Source organism: Flavobacterium sp. (genome assembly GCF_044357305.1).
Classification (GTDB): Bacteria; Bacteroidota; Bacteroidia; order Flavobacteriales; family Flavobacteriaceae; genus Flavobacterium.
This window is the reverse complement of record NZ_JBIKPS010000019.1, coordinates 1-19,027: the sequence shown is the minus strand read 5'-3', so window position 1 is coordinate 19,027 and position 19,027 is coordinate 1. Positions and strand designations below refer to the sequence as shown.

General features: G+C 31.8%; 22 protein-coding genes. 6 read left to right on the top strand and 16 right to left on the bottom strand.

Annotated elements, in window-relative coordinates; all coding sequences use genetic code 11:
* Positions 1-3: 3 nt before the first annotated feature.
* The 6 genes from ACIQ2J_RS11235 to ACIQ2J_RS11210 all read right to left on the bottom strand — a co-directional run bounded on the left by ACIQ2J_RS11235 (position 4) and on the right by ACIQ2J_RS11210 (position 2,831).
* Complete coding sequence (locus ACIQ2J_RS11235; protein WP_396169773.1) at positions 4-618, bottom strand: hypothetical protein; 615 nt, start codon at positions 616-618, stop codon at positions 4-6.
* 126 nt (positions 619-744) lie between these two features.
* Complete coding sequence (gene lpxK, locus ACIQ2J_RS11230) at positions 745-1,743, bottom strand: tetraacyldisaccharide 4'-kinase (protein WP_396169771.1); 999 nt, start codon at positions 1,741-1,743, stop codon at positions 745-747.
* Between the two features lie 3 nt (positions 1,744-1,746).
* The gene (locus ACIQ2J_RS11225) at positions 1,747-2,028 is read right to left on the bottom strand and encodes a Txe/YoeB family addiction module toxin (RefSeq protein ID WP_396169769.1); all 282 of its coding nucleotides are present in this window, start codon (positions 2,026-2,028) and stop codon (positions 1,747-1,749) included.
* A complete protein-coding gene (locus tag ACIQ2J_RS11220; protein WP_396169767.1) occupies positions 2,013-2,252 on the bottom strand; it encodes a DUF2683 family protein in 240 nt (79 codons plus the stop codon). Before ACIQ2J_RS11220 ends, ACIQ2J_RS11225 begins: the two co-directional genes overlap by 16 nt.
* A gap of 70 nt (positions 2,253-2,322) precedes the next feature.
* Entirely contained in the window at positions 2,323-2,604 is a 282-nt protein-coding gene (locus ACIQ2J_RS11215) for a Txe/YoeB family addiction module toxin (protein WP_396169765.1), read from the bottom strand.
* Complete coding sequence (locus tag ACIQ2J_RS11210; protein WP_396169763.1) at positions 2,586-2,831, bottom strand: DUF2683 family protein; 246 nt, start codon at positions 2,829-2,831, stop codon at positions 2,586-2,588. The genes ACIQ2J_RS11215 and ACIQ2J_RS11210 overlap by 19 nt, the downstream gene beginning before the upstream one ends.
* Before the next feature lie 113 nt (positions 2,832-2,944).
* On the opposite strand from ACIQ2J_RS11210, the gene ACIQ2J_RS11205 reads away from it, so the two are divergent.
* The 6 genes from ACIQ2J_RS11205 to ACIQ2J_RS11180 all read left to right on the top strand — a co-directional run bounded on the left by ACIQ2J_RS11205 (position 2,945) and on the right by ACIQ2J_RS11180 (position 7,723).
* On the top strand, positions 2,945-3,508 hold the full coding sequence (locus ACIQ2J_RS11205) for a hypothetical protein (RefSeq protein WP_396169761.1): 564 nt from the start codon (positions 2,945-2,947) through the stop codon (positions 3,506-3,508).
* 57 nt (positions 3,509-3,565) lie between these two features.
* The gene (locus ACIQ2J_RS11200) at positions 3,566-4,660 is read left to right on the top strand and encodes a Nif3-like dinuclear metal center hexameric protein (protein ID WP_396169758.1); all 1,095 of its coding nucleotides are present in this window, start codon (positions 3,566-3,568) and stop codon (positions 4,658-4,660) included.
* 3 nt (positions 4,661-4,663) lie between these two features.
* Complete coding sequence (locus ACIQ2J_RS11195) at positions 4,664-5,443, top strand: zinc ribbon domain-containing protein (protein WP_396169756.1); 780 nt, start codon at positions 4,664-4,666, stop codon at positions 5,441-5,443.
* A gap of 33 nt (positions 5,444-5,476) precedes the next feature.
* A complete protein-coding gene (locus tag ACIQ2J_RS11190; protein ID WP_396169754.1) occupies positions 5,477-6,316 on the top strand; it encodes an alpha/beta fold hydrolase in 840 nt (279 codons plus the stop codon).
* 78 nt (positions 6,317-6,394) lie between these two features.
* Entirely contained in the window at positions 6,395-7,183 is a 789-nt protein-coding gene (gene rluF, locus ACIQ2J_RS11185; RefSeq protein ID WP_396169752.1) for a 23S rRNA pseudouridine(2604) synthase RluF, read from the top strand.
* Between the two features lie 6 nt (positions 7,184-7,189).
* Positions 7,190-7,723, top strand: a complete 534-nt coding sequence (locus ACIQ2J_RS11180) for a hypothetical protein (RefSeq protein WP_396169750.1) — start codon at positions 7,190-7,192, stop codon at positions 7,721-7,723.
* A 147-nt stretch (positions 7,724-7,870) separates the two neighbouring features.
* Here ACIQ2J_RS11180 and ACIQ2J_RS11175 read toward each other — a convergent pair whose 3' ends face one another.
* From ACIQ2J_RS11175 to ACIQ2J_RS11130, 10 genes are all read right to left on the bottom strand, one after another.
* A complete protein-coding gene (locus tag ACIQ2J_RS11175; protein WP_396169748.1) occupies positions 7,871-8,362 on the bottom strand; it encodes a GNAT family N-acetyltransferase in 492 nt (163 codons plus the stop codon).
* Position 8,363: 1 nt separating this feature from the next.
* Entirely contained in the window at positions 8,364-9,248 is an 885-nt protein-coding gene (locus ACIQ2J_RS11170; protein ID WP_396169746.1) for a bifunctional 5,10-methylenetetrahydrofolate dehydrogenase/5,10-methenyltetrahydrofolate cyclohydrolase, read from the bottom strand.
* Positions 9,249-9,427: 179 nt separating this feature from the next.
* A complete protein-coding gene (locus ACIQ2J_RS11165; protein WP_396169744.1) occupies positions 9,428-9,868 on the bottom strand; it encodes a DUF4844 domain-containing protein in 441 nt (146 codons plus the stop codon).
* Positions 9,869-9,929: 61 nt separating this feature from the next.
* The gene (ffh, locus tag ACIQ2J_RS11160) at positions 9,930-11,276 is read right to left on the bottom strand and encodes a signal recognition particle protein (protein WP_396169741.1); all 1,347 of its coding nucleotides are present in this window, start codon (positions 11,274-11,276) and stop codon (positions 9,930-9,932) included.
* Positions 11,277-11,402: 126 nt separating this feature from the next.
* The gene (locus ACIQ2J_RS11155; RefSeq protein ID WP_396169739.1) at positions 11,403-11,864 is read right to left on the bottom strand and encodes a hypothetical protein; all 462 of its coding nucleotides are present in this window, start codon (positions 11,862-11,864) and stop codon (positions 11,403-11,405) included.
* Between the two features lie 195 nt (positions 11,865-12,059).
* Positions 12,060-13,862, bottom strand: coding sequence for an arginine--tRNA ligase (gene argS, locus ACIQ2J_RS11150; protein ID WP_396169737.1), 1,803 nt, complete (start codon positions 13,860-13,862; stop codon positions 12,060-12,062).
* 130 nt (positions 13,863-13,992) lie between these two features.
* Complete coding sequence (locus tag ACIQ2J_RS11145) at positions 13,993-15,000, bottom strand: 3-oxoacyl-ACP synthase III family protein (RefSeq protein ID WP_396169735.1); 1,008 nt, start codon at positions 14,998-15,000, stop codon at positions 13,993-13,995.
* Positions 15,001-15,148: 148 nt separating this feature from the next.
* On the bottom strand, positions 15,149-17,095 hold the full coding sequence (locus ACIQ2J_RS11140; protein WP_396169733.1) for an OmpA family protein: 1,947 nt from the start codon (positions 17,093-17,095) through the stop codon (positions 15,149-15,151).
* A gap of 56 nt (positions 17,096-17,151) precedes the next feature.
* Entirely contained in the window at positions 17,152-18,060 is a 909-nt protein-coding gene (locus tag ACIQ2J_RS11135) for a type IX secretion system membrane protein PorP/SprF (RefSeq protein WP_396169730.1), read from the bottom strand.
* A 58-nt stretch (positions 18,061-18,118) separates the two neighbouring features.
* Positions 18,119-19,027, bottom strand: a 909-nt coding sequence (locus tag ACIQ2J_RS11130) for a gliding motility-associated C-terminal domain-containing protein (protein ID WP_396169728.1), incomplete at its 5' end; no start/stop codon positions are given.

Below are 19,027 nucleotides of genomic sequence, written 5' to 3'. Positions count from 1 at the left end.
TGGTTACCATTTTTTGGTAAGAATTAAAAGTGTCTGTATTTTATCAATATAATCATCAACGAAAAATTTAAACATTGCATTAATACATATTTCATTTTTCATGTGACTATCCATATCAAATATATCAAAATATAAATAAATTTCATCAATTTTCTCCAAAGGTCTTTCAAAAAAAACTGAATATAATGATTGAGTGTAATCTTTTGGTACTGGAGTATAATATTTAGGTCTGTTTTTTAGTTTTATTAAGCCTTCTTGATGAAAAAGAAATCTTTCTTCATAAAATGCTTTTATGTTATTATTTCCAATTAATTTATGAATAGTTGAATTAACAATAATTTGGTTAGTATAAAAATTTATGATTTCATCATATTGTTTTTCTTTAAATTTTTCTTTTAAAATTCTTGAGCAAATGACAAATAATAATAGGTTTATTTCAAATACTGATTTATTAAAAGTCTCTTCTTCCACTTTGTTTGCTTTAGCAATACAAGAAGAACAATCTAGAGTTAAATCTTTTAGTTTTAAAAAAAAATCTTCTTTTTCTATTTTATATATACCTAAAATAAAACATAATCTGGCAAACAACTTTTTCATTTTTTCTATTTTTTTTTGCAAATATATTTTTTTTAAAATAAAATAATTGAAATGATAGTTTTATTAATTAGATTTTATAAAATACACTAAGTAATTTTATGATTAAATAAAATATTAAAAGGGTGTTTTTTTAATAAATAAGATTGTTTAAATATTGTTTAAAATTTTATTATTTAATTCTTCTCTGTTTAAAATAAAACTACTTTTTATTGGCAAATAATAAATTGGCTTTTTCCAAGGATGCTGCATCAAACGAACGAAGTCTTTTTCGGTCGTAATAATTACCTTATTATTGGCTTTGTTTTCTATTTGATTTAAATCTTTTTCTGTAAAAAAATGATGATCAGGGTACACCAAACAATCGTCTTTGGAAACTTCTAAATAAGCAAAAAATGGCTCTGGCTTTGCTATTCCAGCAATTACCAATTTGTTTAACAATTTAATTTCGCTAACTTTTTTACTTTCCTTTGAATTATAAACCAAGTCATCGTAATCAATATAACTAAAATAAATTGGAACCTCCAACCCTATTTTATTCTTAATATTTTGTTGTGCAATCTCCGATAAATCTTTCGGACATTTGGTGATAATTATCACATCGGCACGTTTTGCTCCTTTTCTGCTTTCGCGAAGATTGCCTGTTGGAAGCAGGAAATCATCGCAAAACAAATCACCATAAGCAGAAAGCAAAATATAAAATCCTGCTTTTACGCGTCGGTGTTGGAACGCATCGTCCAATAAAATAACTTCTGGTTTATCTTTTATTGATAGTAATTTTTCAATTCCATTTTTTCTGTCGGCATCCACAGCAACCTTTATTTGAGGAAACTTTTGATGGATCTGAAAAGGCTCATCGCCAAGAATCTCAGCAGTAGAATTGGCATCTGCTAAAACAAAACCTTCTGATTTTCGTTTGTAACCTCTACTTAAAGTTGCGATTTTATAATTTGGCGCAAGCAAACGAATTAAATATTCTATTTGCGGCGTTTTCCCAGTGCCGCCAACACTTAAATTTCCAACGGCAATGATTGGAACTTCAAAAGAATAGGATTGCAAAATCCCTTTATCAAAAAGGAAGTTTCTGAAAGAGGTAATACATCCATATAAAATGGAAAATGGAAAAAGTATTTTTCGAAGGAAATTCATACGCTATTTATCCGAATAATGACCCATTGCCGAAATAACCTCTACCAAAACTAATGTGTCATTTACAGAGTAAATTATTCTGTCCTTTTGATTTATTTTTCTGGACCAAAAGCCAGATAAACTGTATTTTAATTGTTCCGGATTTCCAATTCCTGTAAAAGGATGGTTTTCTAAATCTTCAAATATTTTTGAAATTTTATTCAAATTGGATTTATTACCCGATTTTTTATGTTTTTGAAGTTGTTCTTTGGCCAAGTCGGTTAACTCAATTATATACTTTGCCATAAGTCTTTGGAGTTTACAGTAGTTCTGTTTTTACTCTTAGCCGATTCTAAAACCATAGTAACAAATTCTGGATTGTACTGAATTTCTTTCATTTCAGATTTTTTTTCCGAAACATTTTGAATAATTTCAATTCCTTCAACCCCTTTAAAAAAAGTTTCGGACATAGCCATAAATGCTTTTCCGGCTTTAGTTTGCTTGTTAATTTTTATAGTAAATGTGGTCATAATATGGCAATTTTGAATTACAAATATACGAAAATCGGGCTATTTTATTTTCTTTAAAACTATTGAAACGCTATTTATCCGAATAATGACCCATTGCCGAAATAACGTAAACAGTCACAATATCTTCATGAACTCTATAAATTATTCGGTCTTTTTTATTGATTCGTCTCGACCAATATCCTTTAAAATTATGTTTTAATTCTTCTGGCTGCCCTTCTCCTTGGTAGGGATTCTCGGTAAGTTCCAAAAGAATTTTTTCGATTTTTTTTATAGTTGCTTTGTTACCCGATTTATAATGCGCTCTTAGGTCATTACGAGCAACCAAATCAAATTCTACAAAATACTTCCCCATATATCGTTAGGATTAAGTCGTATTGTATTACCTTTTTTAATTTCTGCTTCCGCCTTTTTTACTTTTGCAATAAACTCCTTACTATAAATAGGATCTTCCTTAGTTATTACTGACTTATTTTCAATAATTTCAATTCCTTCAACCCCTTTAAAAAAAGTTTCGGACATAGCCATAAATGCTTTTCCGGCTTTAGTTCGCTTGTTAATTTTTATAGTAAACGTCGTCATAATATGGCAATTTTGAATTACAAAGATACAAAAATCGGCCTATTTTATTTTCTTTAAAATAATTCCTCTACTAATATAACATTTTTTATCTTTGGAATGGAAAAAAAATAGAAATGAAATTGACTTTTAAACTTTTTATTGCCTTTGTATTTTGCTTTCAATTTGGGTTTGCACAAGAAAACCAAGATGCTGCTATACTTAAAATTTTGTTGAGTAAATACTATCAAAATGAAAAAGTTATTGTAAAAAACAGAATGCAATATTTGAATTTCTATTGTCTGAAAGCACCTAATAATGAAGAAACTTTTGAAGTTATTAAAAAAAATGACCTATTAAAAAAGAATTCATTAGAAATAAAAAAGCAAGTAAATACATTAGTTACCGAAGATTGGGTGAAAGAAATGGGTGTCATTTTCAATAATCAAAATCAATATCTTAAAAGTAAAGTAAATAATTGTTTATCTTTAGAAGAGTATCAAAAAATATCCATAAAAGCCAATGAAAACAACCAACGTTTAATGATTGTGAGTAAGCCAATGTATTTTGGAGTGAAATATTGCTTGGTAAAAGTGGCTTTTTATAGAAATATTGAACACAATAATGGTTGTTTTTTATTATTGGAAAATATAAATAGCACATGGGTTATTAAGGAATTATTAAACGAATGGGCAACTTGATTAATTTTGGGTTTTGGGTTTTGGGTTTTGGAAAAATAAAGAAATAATCAGAATTCTATGAAGATAAAAGAAATAATTACGGTCCTTGAAGAAATGGCACCTTTGGCGTATGCCGAGGATTTTGACAACGTAGGATTATTAGTAGGAAATCAAGACGAGGAGGCCACTGGAGTTTTAGTTTGCCATGATGCTTTGGAGAGCGTAATTGAGGAAGCAATTGCTAAAAAGTGTAATCTTGTGGTTTGCTTCCACCCTATTTTATTTTCTGGAATTAAGAAAATTACTGGAAAAAATTATGTGGAACGTTCGTTACTAAAAGCCATCAAAAATGATATTGCTATTTATGCTGTGCATACGGCTTTAGACAATCATAAAAACGGAGTGAACAAGATTTTTTGTGATGCTTTAGGTTTGATAAATACTAAAATATTGGTTCCGAAGCCTAATTTTATTCAGAAGTTGGTAACTTATACTATACCCGAAAATGTGGAGCAAGTTCGCAATGCGTTATTTGATGCAGGTGCAGGGAAAATTGGCAATTATGATGATTGCAGTTTTACTTCGCAAGGAATTGGAACGTATATGGGAAACGAAAACAGCAATCCTGAAATTGGAGAACGTTATGAATTTGTCGAAGCACAAGAAATAAAAATTGAAGTAACTTTTGAAAAACATTTGCAAAGTAAAATTCTGAAAGCGTTATTAAAAAATCATGTTTACGAAGAAGTTGCTTATGAAATTTATGATTTGCAAAATTTGCATCAAAATATAGGTCTAGGAATGATCGGCGAATTAGAGAAGCCACTATCCGAAGTGGAATTTTTGCAATTAGTAAAAACCAAAATGCAATGTGGAGGAATTAGACATTCTTCTTTGTTAGGAAAATCGATAAAAAAGGTTGCCGTTCTTGGAGGTTCTGGAAGTTTTGCCATAAAAAACGCAATTCAGGCTGGAGCCGATGTTTTTTTAACCGCCGATTTGAAATACCACAACTTTTACGAGTCTGAAAATCAGATAGTTTTAGCCGATATTGGACATTTTGAGAGCGAAAGGTATACAAAAAATTATATTGTTGACTATCTTAAAGAAAAAATTACTAATTTTGCATTCGTTTTATCGGAAGAAAATACTAATCCAGTTAAGTACTTATAGAAAATGGCTACTACAAAAGAATTAAGCGTTGAAGAAAAATTAAGAGCGCTTTACGATTTACAAATTATCGACACTAGAATTGACGAAATTAGAAACGTAAGAGGGGAATTGCCTTTAGAAGTGGAAGATCTTGAAGATGAAGTAGCGGGTTTAACTACTCGTTTAGAGAAATTACAATCTGACTTGGTTTCTATTGAAGATAGCATCAAATCTAAAAAAGTGGCAATTGATAACCATCATTTGGCAATAAAAAAATATGCCGAACAACAAAAAGACGTTCGTAACAATAGAGAATTCAATGCTTTAACTAAAGAAGTTGAATTTCAAGAATTAGAAATTCAATTGGCTGAAAAGCAAATTAAAGAACTTAAGGCTTCTACAGAACACAAAAAAGAAGTAGTTGCAAATTCTAAAGATAAATTAGAACAAAAAACTACCCACTTAAAACATAAAAAAGCGGAATTAAGCGATATTATGTCAGAAACTGAGAAAGAAGAAAGTTTTTTAACTCAAAAATCTGCTGAATTTGAAGGTTCTATAGAAGAAAGATTGTTGGCCGCTTACAAAAGAATTCGTTCTAGTGTAAGAAATGGTTTAGCAGTTGTTTCTATCGAAAGAGGTGCATCTGCAGGTTCTTTCTTTACTATTCCTCCGCAAACACAAGTTGAAATTGCTGCCAGAAAAAAAATCATCACCGATGAGCATTCTGGAAGAATTTTAGTAGATGCTGCTTTGGCAGATGAAGAAAGAGAAAAAATGGATAAATTATTCGCAAAAATGTAATATCTTAAATCCCGATTAAATCGGGATTTTTTTATGGAAAAAACTATTCAAAAAATTGTTGCAAAAAGCATTGGGAGTTATATTAACTTGTTAAGTTATATAGCACCTAAACAATCGTTGACGTTAGCCTATAAACTTTTTAGTGAACCTAGAAAAGGGAAAATCAAGCAGGATAGAATTCCGAAAACATTACAAAAAGCAATTCACCAAAAACACAGATTAAACGAGCAAGAATTTCACACCTACCATTGGGAAGGAAATGAAGAGGTTATTTTATTGGTTCATGGTTGGGAAAGCAATGCTTCCAGATGGAAAAAAATTCTTCCTTATTTGAAGAAAACAGGAAAAACAATTATAGCAATAGATGCTCCAGCGCACGGATTTAATACGGATAAAGAATTTAATGTTCTTATCTATTCGGAATTTATTAACGAAGTGGTGCAAAAATACCATCCTAAAATAGCAATCGGTCATTCTATAGGCGGCAATGCTTTGGCCTATTATCAAAATCATTATCCGCACCAACTAGAAAAGATGGTTTTGCTTGGTGCTCCGAGTGATTTTAAAATCATCATGGAGAATTATTTTAGGTTGCTAAGTTTGAATAAAAAGGTGCAAGAGCAATTCAAAAATTATGTTCAAAGTAGATTTAAGATTGTAATTGAAGATTTTTCTGCTTCCAAATTCTTAGAAGAAACTACTATTTCCGGAATTATTGCTCACGATCAAGAGGATTTAGTGGTGTTATTGAAAGAAGGAACTAAAATTGCCTCTGCTTGGAAAACTGCAAAATTTATAGAAACTAAAGGACTTGGGCACAGCATGCACGATGCCGATTTGTACCAAACTATAGTCGATTTTATAGATTCTTAAATCTAAAATACACTAATTAGTTGCAAAGATTTTTATAATTTCAAATTATCTCCTTTTCAAATTGATTACTTTTGTCAAATGGAAGAAAATCTTACACGAATTAATAAATTTTTATCGGAAACTGGCTTTTGCTCCCGCAGGGAAGCCGATAAACTAATAGAACAAGGGAAAGTTACCATTAATGGAGTCGTTCCAGAAATGGGTACTAAAATCACTCCCGATGATGAAGTTCGTGTGGATGGGAAATTAGTAAGAGAAAACAGACAAAAACGAATTTATCTTGCTTTTAATAAACCTGCTGGAATTGAATGTACTACCAACTTGGATGTAAGAGACAATATAGTTGATTACATCAATTATCCAGAACGTATTTTTCCGATTGGAAGATTGGATAAAGCCAGTGAGGGATTGATTTTCATGACCAACGATGGCGATATTGTAAATAAAATCCTACGTGCTAGAAACAACCACGAGAAAGAATATATAGTAACTGTAAACAGACCAATTACCGATCGATTTATAGATAGAATGGCGAATGGAATTCCAATTTTGGAAACTATTACCCGAAAATGCAAAGTGGAGCAGATTAGCAAATATGTCTTTCGAATTGTGTTAACTCAAGGATTGAACCGACAAATTCGAAGAATGTGTGAGCATCTCGATTATGAAGTTACTGCCTTAAAAAGAACTCGAATTATCAACATTACATTGGATGTTCCGCTTGGAAGGTACCGCAATTTAACGGAGGAGGAAGTAACCGAACTCAACCAATTAATAGAGCCCTCAAGCAAAACAGAAGAAGCAAGTTTCCCGAAAGTAACTCCTAAAATTTCGATACAACCTCGAAGAGATTTTAGAAATAGATAAAAAATTATGGCAGCGGAAAATGACATCAAAATAGAAATTGAAAGATACCTTAAATACAATTATTCCAAAAAGGATGTAATGAAGTATTTAAAAAGAGATGGTTTTAGTGATGCCGAAATTGCTGAAAACATTACAATTTTCAACAAAGTAGATTCTAATTATTTTAATAATGCGCTGCATTTTCTGCCTGCATTATTGTTTTTAATCCTCACTATTCTGGCTGCTTTGGGTCGCTTTTATTCAGCAGAAGATACCTTCCAAAAAGTAGGAAACATTCTTTTAGTTGTAATTTTGGTTTATACAACTATTGGTTTTAGCAAAAACAAACCTAAGTTTATTATCGCGACTGCAGCACTACTATTGATTTCGGCACTATATTATAGTTACCTTTTCTTTGTAGTTCCGCAAAAAGATGAATTTGGATTTTCCTTGAGTATTTTCTCAAAAGTTGGGATAATTATTTTGCATCTTTTAACTTTTAGAGGATGTTATAAAATGTATAAGGAAATCGCATCCAAATATATTAGCCTTAAAAATTAGCCACAGATTCACAGATTAGAAATGATTTAGAAATCTGTGAATCTGTGGCAAAAAAATTAGAAGCTTAATCGAAAGGCACTGAAAGTGCATAGTTTTAAATTTTATTTTGAAAAAATTAACCCAAGAAGCGAATCTTGGGATAATTTTTTAAATCTTTTTCACCATAACAAAATCATCCATTACATAACCATTTCCAATATCTACCACGAGGGAATCGGCAATTTTAAATTGGTTATGCAAATAAAAATCTTTGGCTTTATTGTATTTATTTACATTAAGAATTAATGCTGCATTGGAATTTTTCTTTGCAATTTCTTGGATATGAAAAATCAAATTTTTCCCAACTCCTTTGCCTTGAATGGTTGGCAAAACATATAATTTATGAATCTTAGTTTTGTTAGATTTCTGAAAATTAAGCTCATAGGATGCAAATCCAATAAAATCATTTTCCTCTTTTGCTAACAAAAAAACGATGTTATTTTTTAGTTGATTTTCTAAAGAATCCAAACTGTACATCATATCCATCATGAACTCCAATTGCTCTTGCGATAGGATTGCGCCATAGGCATCTGGCCAAATTGCTTTGGCTAAATCTTGAATAATTTCAAGTTGGGAATTAGTTGCAACAGAAAAAGTCATTTTATTTTTTGGCCTTTTTTTGTTCTCTTGCTAAAAGCGTATTTTTCAACAACATAGCAATTGTCATTGGTCCTACTCCACCTGGTACTGGGGTAATAAAAGATGCTTTTTTAGATACATTTTCAAAATCAACGTCTCCAACAATTTTATATCCTTTTTCGGAAGTTTCATCGGCAACACGAGTAATACCAACGTCAATAACCACTACGTCATCTTTTACCATTTCGGCTTTAAGATAATTCGGAACCCCTAGTGCCGTGATGATAATATCTGCTTGCGAAGTGATTTGGTTGATGTTTTTGGTATGGCTGTGGGTTAAAGTAACGGTAGAATTCCCAGGGAACTGGTTTCTTCCCATCAAGATACTCATTGGTCTTCCTACAATATGACTCCTTCCGATAATTACGGTATGCTTTCCATCGGTTGGAACATTGTAACGCTCTAGTAATTCCAAAATTCCAAATGGTGTTGCAGGAATAAAGGTACTCATGTCTAACGCCATTTTACCAAAATTCTCCGGGTGGAAACCATCCACGTCCTTGCTTGGGTCAATTGCGTTAATTATTTGTTGGGTATCAATTTGTTTTGGCAACGGTAATTGCACTATAAAACCATCAATGTCGTCGTTTTGATTCAGTTCTTTGATTTTTTTTAGCAATTCGGTTTCCGATGTAGTACTTGGCATTTTTACCAAAGTAGATTCGAATCCTACTCGTTCGCAGGCCTTAACTTTACTGCCAACATAGGTCAAACTTGCACCATCGCTTCCTACAATTATTGCAGCAAGATGTGGCACTTTTTCACCGTTGTCTTTCATTTTTTGGACTTCGGCAGCAATTTCATTTTTGATATCTTCCGATACTTTTTTTCCGTCTAAAATTGTCATTGTGTAGTTATTTTGTGTGTTGTTGTTGTTGTTGTTGTTGTTTCGGTGCTATAGCAGGTTTGGAACTAAATTAAGTTCTATTTTCGGATTTGCCACGTCATCCCAAATAAAACCTACTTTCCATTAAAACCACTGGTCAAATCTATTATAGAGTATTATAGAGCTTTTAATTCAATTCTTTATTTTTCAGTAGGGTCAAAACCATACATAAAGTTATTCAATTGCCCATCAGAACTCTCAAGCCCCACAATATCCATTAGCTCCTCAAAGTAACCACAAATTCTCTCTCGATTTTCTGTGTCTATGTCAAGATAAATATCAGAGAAACTTTGCAATCCTTTCTTAATAGCATCCTGATAATCTTTGCCTGTTGCGTTTTTTAATTGTGAAACTTTTTCAAAATATTCTGCCACTAAATTGATTTTTTTAGTCAAAATTGGTTTCAATTTTTCATTACCAATTCCAGGATAATGGAGTTTTTCCTCTTTGACAAATTTTTCTTTGTTTTTGAATTTCTCAAACTTGTCCATAGCATCGTTTGGTATCTTAATTTGCCCTTGTCCACAAGCTGTAAACAAGAGAATTGTAAATACTGAAAATATTTTTTTTATCTGTTTCATTTTACCTCTTTTAAAACATACTACCACTCAAAAAAAAGACGTGATAAATCACGTCTCTACATTACATTTGTGGCATTCCGCCTTTCATTCCGCCCATCATGCGCATCATGTTTTTCCCGCCTGGCCCTTGCATCATCTTCATCATTTTGCTCATCTGTTCGAATTGTTTCATCAATTGATTTACTTCTTCTATTTTTCTACCAGAACCTTTTGCAATTCTAGTTTTACGTTTTATGTCAATTAAAGAAGGTCTGCTTCTTTCTATTGGGGTCATCGAATGGATGATGGCTTCAATGTGTTTGAAAGCATCGTCTTCAATTTCAACATCTTTCATTGCTTTTCCAGCACCCGGAATCATTCCAATCAAATCTTTCATGCTTCCCATTTTTTTGATTTGTTGTATTTGTGACAAGAAATCATCAAAACCGAATTCATTTTTCGCAATTTTCTTTTGTAATTTTCTGGCTTCTTCTTCGTCGTATTGCTCTTGCGCTCTTTCTACCAAAGACACAACATCTCCCATTCCAAGGATACGATCGGCCATACGAGAAGGATAGAACACATCAATAGCGTCCATTTTTTCACCAGTTCCAACAAACTTAATTGGTTTGTTTACTACGGACTTAATAGTAATAGCGGCTCCACCACGAGTATCTCCATCTAATTTTGTAAGAATAACCCCGTCAAAATTCAAAAGATCATTAAAGGCTTTTGCTGTATTAACCGCATCTTGACCTGTCATTGCATCTACAACAAACAAAGTTTCTTGAGGCTGAATTGCTTTATGAACGTTAGCAATTTCGGTCATCATTTCTTCATCCACAGCCAAACGACCAGCGGTGTCGACAATCACCACATTAAACCCATTTGCTTTAGCATAAGCAATTGCTTTAAGTGAAATGTCAACAGGATTTTTATTTTCCGGTTCTGAATATACTTCTACACCTATTTGATCTCCAACCACGTGCAACTGATTGATTGCTGCAGGACGGTAGATATCACAAGCGACTAAAAGTGGTTTTTTGTTCTTTTTTGTTTTAAGATAATTAGCAAGTTTCCCAGAGAAAGTAGTTTTACCAGATCCTTGTAAACCCGACATTAAAATCACAGTTGGATTTCCAGAAAGATTGATTCCTGCTGCATCTCCACCCATTAATTCGGTCAATTCGTCTTTAACCAATTTCACCAATAATTGTCCTGGTTCTAAAGTAGTTAATACGTTTTGTCCCATTGCTTTTTCTTTTACTTTGGTAGTAAAATCTTTAGCAATTTTAAAGTTAACATCGGCATCCAACAAAGCACGACGCACCTCTTTTAGAGTATCGGCAACGTTTACTTCAGTGATTTTTCCGTGTCCTTTTAGTATATGGAAAGCTTTATCTAATTTTTCGCTTAAATTATTGAACATAATTATTGGAGTTTTCTAAAAATGAAATGCAAATTTAAGCATTTGAATTTGAAGTACGATAGTATTATATAGAAAAAAAACCACTCGAATGTCGAATGGTTTAATAATATATAAAATTTAGGTTACTTAATTTTTTTCAAAAGTTAAATAATCCGTTCCACCATTCCCCCCACTTACATCAATAAATTCAACTTTAGTAGCTGTTCTAGATTGAATATGCCAATCATCTGTCAAATCGACAAAAATAGCTGGAGTACTAAAAGCAATATTGAAATTCAAATCATTTATTGTATCATCATTACTATTTGAATCTGAAATTGACCAAGTACCAGAATAAGTATTTGCAACATTTGCTGCTGTCAAAATACCACTTGCTGAAAAAGTAAAGTTATATCCTGTAAAATTTGATGTTTTTATTGTGCCAGAATCGTTATAAAGTGTAATTCGCCAAGTTCCAGATGAAACAGTATTAAATACTTCTGTTTGTGACACATTAGTTGATGAATTGTCATCATCTGAACTACACATAGAAGCTACATTTAGCATGAATATGCAAAGTAAAATTGGAATTAATTTTAGGTTTTTCATTGATTAGGTTTTTATTAGATTTGGGATAATATGCAAACAATTTGTAAAAAAAAATTTTATAAAAGTATTGCTATTTTTTTTATAACCTACTAAAAATCAAAATTTAATAAATGCCAACTGTTTTTAGCACAATTAAATTGAATATTTTATAACTTTAAAAATGACAGATTAATAATTTCTAATTTAGATTTATTATTACATTCTTTCAGGAACTTCAATTCCTAAAAGTTGAAATGCTAATTTTATAGTGTCGGCTACTTTTTGAGACAATTGCACTCGGAATATTTTTTTAGTTTGATTTTCTTCTCCAAGAATAGAAACCGTTTGGTAAAACGAATTGTATTCTTTTACTAATTCATAAGTATAATTGGCAACTAAAGCGGGACTATGATTGCGAGCAGCATCTTGAATGATTTCTGGAAAAAGAGCAACTTGTTTTAAAAGTTCTTTTTCTTTAGGATGCAACGTCTCTTCGATAGCGTTAAAAATTACAGATTTAAAATCAAAATCTGCTTTACGCAAAATGGATTGAATTCTGGCGTAAGTATATTGAATGAATGGGCCTGTATTTCCAGCAAAATCTACGGACTCCTCTGGATTGAACATCATTGATTTTTTAGGATCTACTTTTAGCATATAATATTTCAATGCTCCAAGTCCGATTGTTTTGTATAATTTGGCTTTTTCGGCATCCGAATAACCTTCTAATTTCCCTAATTCTTCAGAAATAGTTTTTGCCGTTGTGGTCATTTCTTCCATCAAATCATCAGCATCCACCACAGTTCCTTCACGGGATTTCATTTTTCCAGTAGGCAATTCAACCATTCCGTAAGATAAATGATATAAATTGGCAGCCCATTCAAAACCTAATTTTTTCAGAATTAAGAACAATACTTTAAAGTGGTAATCTTGTTCGTTACCGACCGTGTAAACCATTCCACCAACATCCGGAAAATCTTTAACACGTTGAATTGCGGTTCCGATATCTTGCGTCATGTAAACCGCAGTTCCATCCGAACGGAGAACAATTTTTCTATCTAAACCATCCGGCGTTAAGTCAATCCAAACAGAACCATCGGGATCTTTTTCAAAAATTCCTTTTTCCAAACCTAATTGAACTACTTCTTTTCCTAATAAATAGGTATTGGATTCGTAATAATAGGAATCAAAATTAACTCCTAAATTTTTATACGTTTGTTCAAAACCATCGTACACCCATTGGTTCATGGTCTTCCAAAGTTGCATAACTTCTGGTTTTCCGGCTTCCCAATCGAGAAGCATTTGTTGTGCTTCAAGGATAATTGGCGCCTGTTTTTTTGCTTCATCTTCGGTTTTTCCTTGTGCCATTAGAGTGGCAATTTCCGATTTATAAACTTTATCAAATTGAACGTAGAAATTTCCAACCAATTTATCTCCTTTCAAACCCGTACTTTCAGGAGTTTGTCCTTCACCAAATTTCTGCCAAGCCAACATCGACTTACAAATATGAATTCCTCTGTCGTTGATGATTTGGGTTTTATATACTTTTTTACCAGAAGCCTTTATGATTTCTGCAACCGAATAACCTAATAGATTATTTCGGACATGCCCAAGGTGCAAGGGTTTATTAGTATTTGGAGAAGAATATTCCACCATAACCGCCTTTTTTTCAACTTGAGTATCATTTGCGGAAGCAGAAACAAAGCCAAAAGTAGCGTTGTCTTTTATAGAATTGAAAAAATTAATATAATAACTATCTGAAATTACAATGTTTAAAAATCCTGCAACAACATTGAATTTTTCTACTTCTTTTACATTTTCTACTAAAAAGTTTCCAATTTTAGTTCCAATATCTACAGGGTTTCCTTTAATAACTTTCAATAAAGGGAAAATTACTACGGTAATATCTCCTTCAAAATCTTTCCTAGTTGCCTGAAATTCAATTTTATCTATGGTTGTACTGAATTGCTGTTGAATTGCTTCAAAAATGGCTGGAGATAAGATTTCTTGTAAAGTCATTGTAGTGATTTTTAAAGATGCAAAGATAGAATTTTATTAGGAAAACTGCACCTTTCCTTCGAATCAAAAAAGGTATAAAAAAAACTCGAAAGAAAATTTTCGAGTTTTAATAATAATTAGGATTACAAAATTACCACTTTATAATGGCACTTGCCCAAGTGAAACCACTACCAAAAGCGGCTAAAACGATGGTATCTCCTTCTTTGATTTTACCTAATTCCCATGCTTCAGTCAAAGCAATCGGAATAGATGCTGCTGTGGTATTACCATATTTTTGAATATTATTAAATACCTGGTGATCTTCCAATCCAAATTTTTTCTGAATGAATTGAGAGATTCTTAAATTGGCCTGATGCGGAATTAACATGTCAATATCGGAAACTTGCAGATTATTGGCTTGCAAAGCTTCGTTAATAACTTCAGTAAATCGAACTACAGCATTTTTAAATACAAATTGCCCGTTCATGTGTGGAAAATAACTTTCATCTTCTGGATTATTATCTGCTAAGATATCGGTAATCCATCTCCCCCCCATACCAGGAGCCAAAACGGCCAACTGTTTGGCATGTTCTCCCTCGGAATGTAAATGGGTAGAAAGTATTCCTTTGGTACTATTTTCTTCTCTGCTTAAAACGGCTGCTCCAGCTCCATCTCCAAAAATAACAGAAACTCCACGACCTCGATTAGTCATATCTAAACCTAACGATTGCACTTCGGAAGCCACTACAAGTATGTTTTTATACATACCCGTTTTAATAAATTGATCTGCCACTGACAAAGCATAAACAAAACCGGAACATTGATTTCTAATATCTAAAGCTCCCACAGTTTTCAAACCAAGTTCGTGTTGCAATGCAACTCCTGGACCCGGAAAATAGTAATCTGGTGAAATGGTTGCAAAAACTATAAAATCAATATCTTGATTTGCTACCCCTGATCGTTCTATAGCAATTTTAGCGGCTTTAACTCCCATGGAAGTTGTGGTGTCTTCTCCTTTTATTATATGACGCCTTTCTTTTATTCCCGTTCGTTCTTGAATCCATTCATCGGAAGTATCCATGATTTTTGAAAGATCATCGTTGGTGACAATATTTTCAGGAACAAAATAACCTAACCCACTTATTTTAGTTTGAAACATTTCTTATTTTTTTTAGCAAAATTGATGCTATAAAATTAATAAATATTCATCTTGAATCAACAAAACATTTAAATAAAATAAAAAAGCAGTTACAATAATTACTTGTAACTGCTTTATTTAAAATGGATTTATAAAAAACTATCTTGATTTAGATTTTAGTAACAATAAATTCACTTCGTCTATTGGCTTGATGTTCTTCTTCTGAGCATTTTACACCATCTGCACATTTATTAAGTAACTGTGATTCTCCATACCCTTTAGCAGTTAATCTGTTTTGAGTAATTCCTTTTTTAATCAACCACTCCATAGTTGAAGATGCTCTATTTTGAGAAAGTATTCTGTTTTTTTCTGCAGATTGACGACTATCCGTATGAGAACGAATATCAATTTCCATTTGAGGATATTGTTCTAAAACATCTAATATTTTCGCTAATTCTATTTCAGCATCAGGACGAATATTGTATTTTCCTAAATCAAAATGTATTAAAGTAATATTAAATTTTTTCATTAAATCATCGCCTTTCTTAATTATTTGGGCAGGTTTTTCTAACGGAATTTCAACATAACTTGACTCATCCTCCTTAATTGTTATAGCTTTTGTTTGGGTTGGAGCGAATTCTTGTTTTTCAACTTTAATATAAAAAACAGTTTTACACCCTTTTAATCCAAAATCAAATTTTCCGTCTTTGTCGGACATTACTTCTTTTAGAGTTTTAAAATCCGCATCTAACAAAGTAACTTTAGCATCTGCTAGAGGCAATCCTGTTTCTTTATCAGTAACTAATCCAGATAAATTTTGTTCACATTTAGTTATTAATTTTTGAGTTTCTTTCAATTTATATATATCATCTCCACCTTTTCCACCTAATCTATTAGACGTAAAATAGCCATATCGAGTTTTATCATTAATTAAAAAAGCAAAATCATCATAAGAACTATTTACTGGTTCTCCAACGTTTACTACTTCACCAAAATGGCCTTCTTTATCCATTTTGGAAACAAAAATATCTAAACCTCCAAGCCCTGGATGACCATCGGATGCAAAATACAATTCTCCATCTGAAGTTACCATTGGAAATGTTTCTCTCCCTTCTGTATTTATTTTATTCCCAAGATTCGTTGGCGCCCCGAAAGAACCATCCAAATTTATTGCAATTTTATATAAATCGGATTGTCCTAAAGTTCCTGGCATGTCGGATGCAAAATATAAGGTACTCTCATCAGCACTTAAAGCTGGATGTGCAACACTATAATTATTACTATTGAAAGGCATCTCTTTAATATTGGTCCATTTTTCACCCTCTAAAGTTGCTTTATATAATTTAAGTAAAGTAGTTTTTTCTGTGTCTTTCCCTAATTTACCATTAATAAAATTATTTCTAGTAAAATAAACGGTTTTGCCATCTTTAGTAAAAACTGGTGAAGACTCATTTACTTTGGAGTTAATATCCGAACTAAATTTTTCTGCTTTATATAAAGTACCTTCAGCTATAATATCTGCTTTGTATAAATTTGTAAATCCTTCTCCAGTCCAAGAGTGACGTCTATTTGAAAAACTACCGGTATCACGGGCAGAAGCGAAAACAATTTTGTTATTTAAAAAAGCACTTCCAAAATCAGAATATTTTGAATTTATTCCTGCATTTTCAACCTTGTAACGTCCTGAGTTTTTCTTAATGCGTGCTAAATAATCTTTTTGATTAATAGCCAATATAGCTCTTAAATCAGTTCCTTTTAATTCCTTAAACTTAGCCATCATATCATCTGCTTTAGCATAATCATTAACTTCCTTAAGCGATTGTGAATATCTATAGTAATACTCTGGCTCAATATTTTGGCTAAAAGTAAATAATTCGCCATACCATTTTGCTGCTTTAACTAAATCTGCTTTAAAATAATATGCATTACCAAGCTTTTGTAATAAATCTTGTGATTTGTATCCTTTAGCAACGACACGTTCATAGGTTTTTATAGCATCTACATAAGCAAACTTATCATAAGACTTATCTGCTTTAGCTTCTTTTACTTTTTGTGAAAACATGCTTAATGAAGCAATGCACACAATTACTAAGGATATTTTTTTATAATTTCTCACAACTTTATTATTTTTAAAAAATTTAATAATATTTAATTTCATCATGTTGACTGTATTTAGAAAAATCTTGGAGATACTATCCTGCTTTGTCTCTTAAACAATTCAAAACGTAAAAATATTTCATGTGAACCTGAATTATAATGTGCTAGTTTGGTTGAATCTAAATCATATCCATAACCAATATAAAGTCCATCATTAACTTGAAATCCAGCCATTAAACTTCCTGCTGCACTCCATCTCCAAGCTGCTCCTAAAACAAATTTATCATTAAATAAGAAATTTGCTGAAACATCTAATTGTAAAGGTGCGCCTTGTACCATTTTTCCTAGAAATGCAGGTTTAAATTTTAAATTAGTACTTAAATCAAAAACGTGACCTCCAATTAAATAAAAATTCATTTTTTCTTTATAAACAGCGTAGTCATTATCACTATAGCGTTTTGTTTCAAAAAAATTAGGCACAGAAAGACCAAAATAAGAATTATCAGAATGTAAATAAGCACCGGCCCCAATATTTGGAGAAAATTTATTAGTATAACTTTGTAATGAATTATCTGGGCTATAAATATTCAGTTTTGTTGAATCAAAACTAAATAAATCAGCAGAACCTTTAACTCCAAAAGATAATTTATACGTTTCTGATATTTTAATTGTATAGGATAAATCCATGGAAATATTATTCTCATCAGTAGGTCCTAGTCGATCATTTATAAAAGACAAACCAATACCTAAATTTGTATTTTCTATGGGAGTATTAATAGAGACAGTATTAGTTACTGGAGCTCCATCTAAGCCTACCCATTGGTTTCTATGCAATCCAAAAATACTCATCACTCCTCTGGAGCCTGCATAAGCAGGATTCACGTTAATAGTGTTGTACATGTATTGCGTGTATTGTGCATCTTGTTGCGAATAACTCACCAAACCCGCTAACATTAAAGCGAAAATAAAAAATTTTGTTTTCATATTGTTTATTTTAATCTGAGTAGTTTTTTATAACTACTCAGATATTTTAATAATTATCTTATAGAGTTAAATAAAGGAATCCCGTTTTAGTTAAACCATTTCCATTAAAGTCTTTATATTTTAGAACATAATAGTAAGTTCCATTTGGCAAAGGCTCTGATTTGTTTATTGTAACTCTGCCTTCAGAATAACCTCTAAATACTCTAATACTATTATCATAACCTTGAGTTTCATATACTTTTACTCCCCAACGATTGTATATTTCAATTGAATTATCAGTATAACAATCTAAACCTTTAATAAACAAATAATCGTTATTTCCGTCATTATTTGGAGTTACAGCATTAAAAACATCCACTTTACATGCTTTAATAGGCAATACAGTTCCATTATCTCCAGTTATACTAGTACTATCAGACAAGTCATTTACAATACCTCCTGTTGGAGAAGTTCCGTAAACTGTAGCTTGATTAGTTACACTTTCATTAATTACATCTTGTGTAGTTATTGTATAAACTCCTGTGAAAGAAGTTGAATCAACTCCACCTACACCTAAAGAAATTGGACCACCTGACATAATGACCCCTGGTAATGGATCATTAATTGTAATATTAGTTAATGGAACCAAACCTGTATTTGTAATTACAAATGTATAAATAATATTCTCCCCTGCTTGGGCAAATCCATCATGATTAAAATCATCGTGATGTGCTGTTTTGATTAATGCAATACTTGCGCAAGAAGTATTATTAAATAAATTAATAACTGCTGGTGCAGATGCTGGAGAAGTACAAGCACCTGATGAAGCATTTACTGTGTAAATTCCTGATGGTGCTGTTACTGTATTACCAACTATTGTTACTCCTGTTGTTGGAGTCACATTATAGGTATTAGCTACATTGTAATTAGTAATTGTGAAACTTCCTGAAGCAACACTACATGTCGGTTGGGTTACAACACTCAATGT

What these genes read in the sequence shown, in the direction of transcription:
- lpxK (WP_396169771.1), bottom strand. Translation starts at nt 1,743, where the DNA reads ATGAATTTCCTTCGAAAAATACTTTTTCCATTTTCCATTTTATATGGA.
- ACIQ2J_RS11225 (WP_396169769.1), bottom strand. Translation starts at nt 2,028, where the DNA reads ATGGCAAAGTATATAATTGAGTTAACCGACTTGGCCAAAGAACAACTT.
- ACIQ2J_RS11220 (WP_396169767.1), bottom strand. Translation starts at nt 2,252, where the DNA reads ATGACCACATTTACTATAAAAATTAACAAGCAAACTAAAGCCGGAAAA.
- ACIQ2J_RS11215 (WP_396169765.1), bottom strand. Translation starts at nt 2,604, where the DNA reads ATGGGGAAGTATTTTGTAGAATTTGATTTGGTTGCTCGTAATGACCTA.
- ACIQ2J_RS11210 (WP_396169763.1), bottom strand. Translation starts at nt 2,831, where the DNA reads ATGACGACGTTTACTATAAAAATTAACAAGCGAACTAAAGCCGGAAAA.
- ACIQ2J_RS11205 (WP_396169761.1), top strand. Translation starts at nt 2,945, where the DNA reads ATGAAATTGACTTTTAAACTTTTTATTGCCTTTGTATTTTGCTTTCAA.
- ACIQ2J_RS11200 (WP_396169758.1), top strand. Translation starts at nt 3,566, where the DNA reads ATGAAGATAAAAGAAATAATTACGGTCCTTGAAGAAATGGCACCTTTG.
- ACIQ2J_RS11195 (WP_396169756.1), top strand. Translation starts at nt 4,664, where the DNA reads ATGGCTACTACAAAAGAATTAAGCGTTGAAGAAAAATTAAGAGCGCTT.
- ACIQ2J_RS11190 (WP_396169754.1), top strand. Translation starts at nt 5,477, where the DNA reads ATGGAAAAAACTATTCAAAAAATTGTTGCAAAAAGCATTGGGAGTTAT.
- rluF (WP_396169752.1), top strand. Translation starts at nt 6,395, where the DNA reads ATGGAAGAAAATCTTACACGAATTAATAAATTTTTATCGGAAACTGGC.
- ACIQ2J_RS11180 (WP_396169750.1), top strand. Translation starts at nt 7,190, where the DNA reads ATGGCAGCGGAAAATGACATCAAAATAGAAATTGAAAGATACCTTAAA.
- ACIQ2J_RS11175 (WP_396169748.1), bottom strand. Translation starts at nt 8,362, where the DNA reads ATGACTTTTTCTGTTGCAACTAATTCCCAACTTGAAATTATTCAAGAT.
- ACIQ2J_RS11170 (WP_396169746.1), bottom strand. Translation starts at nt 9,248, where the DNA reads ATGACAATTTTAGACGGAAAAAAAGTATCGGAAGATATCAAAAATGAA.
- ACIQ2J_RS11165 (WP_396169744.1), bottom strand. Translation starts at nt 9,868, where the DNA reads ATGAAACAGATAAAAAAAATATTTTCAGTATTTACAATTCTCTTGTTT.
- ffh (WP_396169741.1), bottom strand. Translation starts at nt 11,276, where the DNA reads ATGTTCAATAATTTAAGCGAAAAATTAGATAAAGCTTTCCATATACTA.
- ACIQ2J_RS11155 (WP_396169739.1), bottom strand. Translation starts at nt 11,864, where the DNA reads ATGAAAAACCTAAAATTAATTCCAATTTTACTTTGCATATTCATGCTA.
- argS (WP_396169737.1), bottom strand. Translation starts at nt 13,862, where the DNA reads ATGACTTTACAAGAAATCTTATCTCCAGCCATTTTTGAAGCAATTCAA.
- ACIQ2J_RS11145 (WP_396169735.1), bottom strand. Translation starts at nt 15,000, where the DNA reads ATGTTTCAAACTAAAATAAGTGGGTTAGGTTATTTTGTTCCTGAAAAT.
- ACIQ2J_RS11135 (WP_396169730.1), bottom strand. Translation starts at nt 18,060, where the DNA reads ATGAAAACAAAATTTTTTATTTTCGCTTTAATGTTAGCGGGTTTGGTG.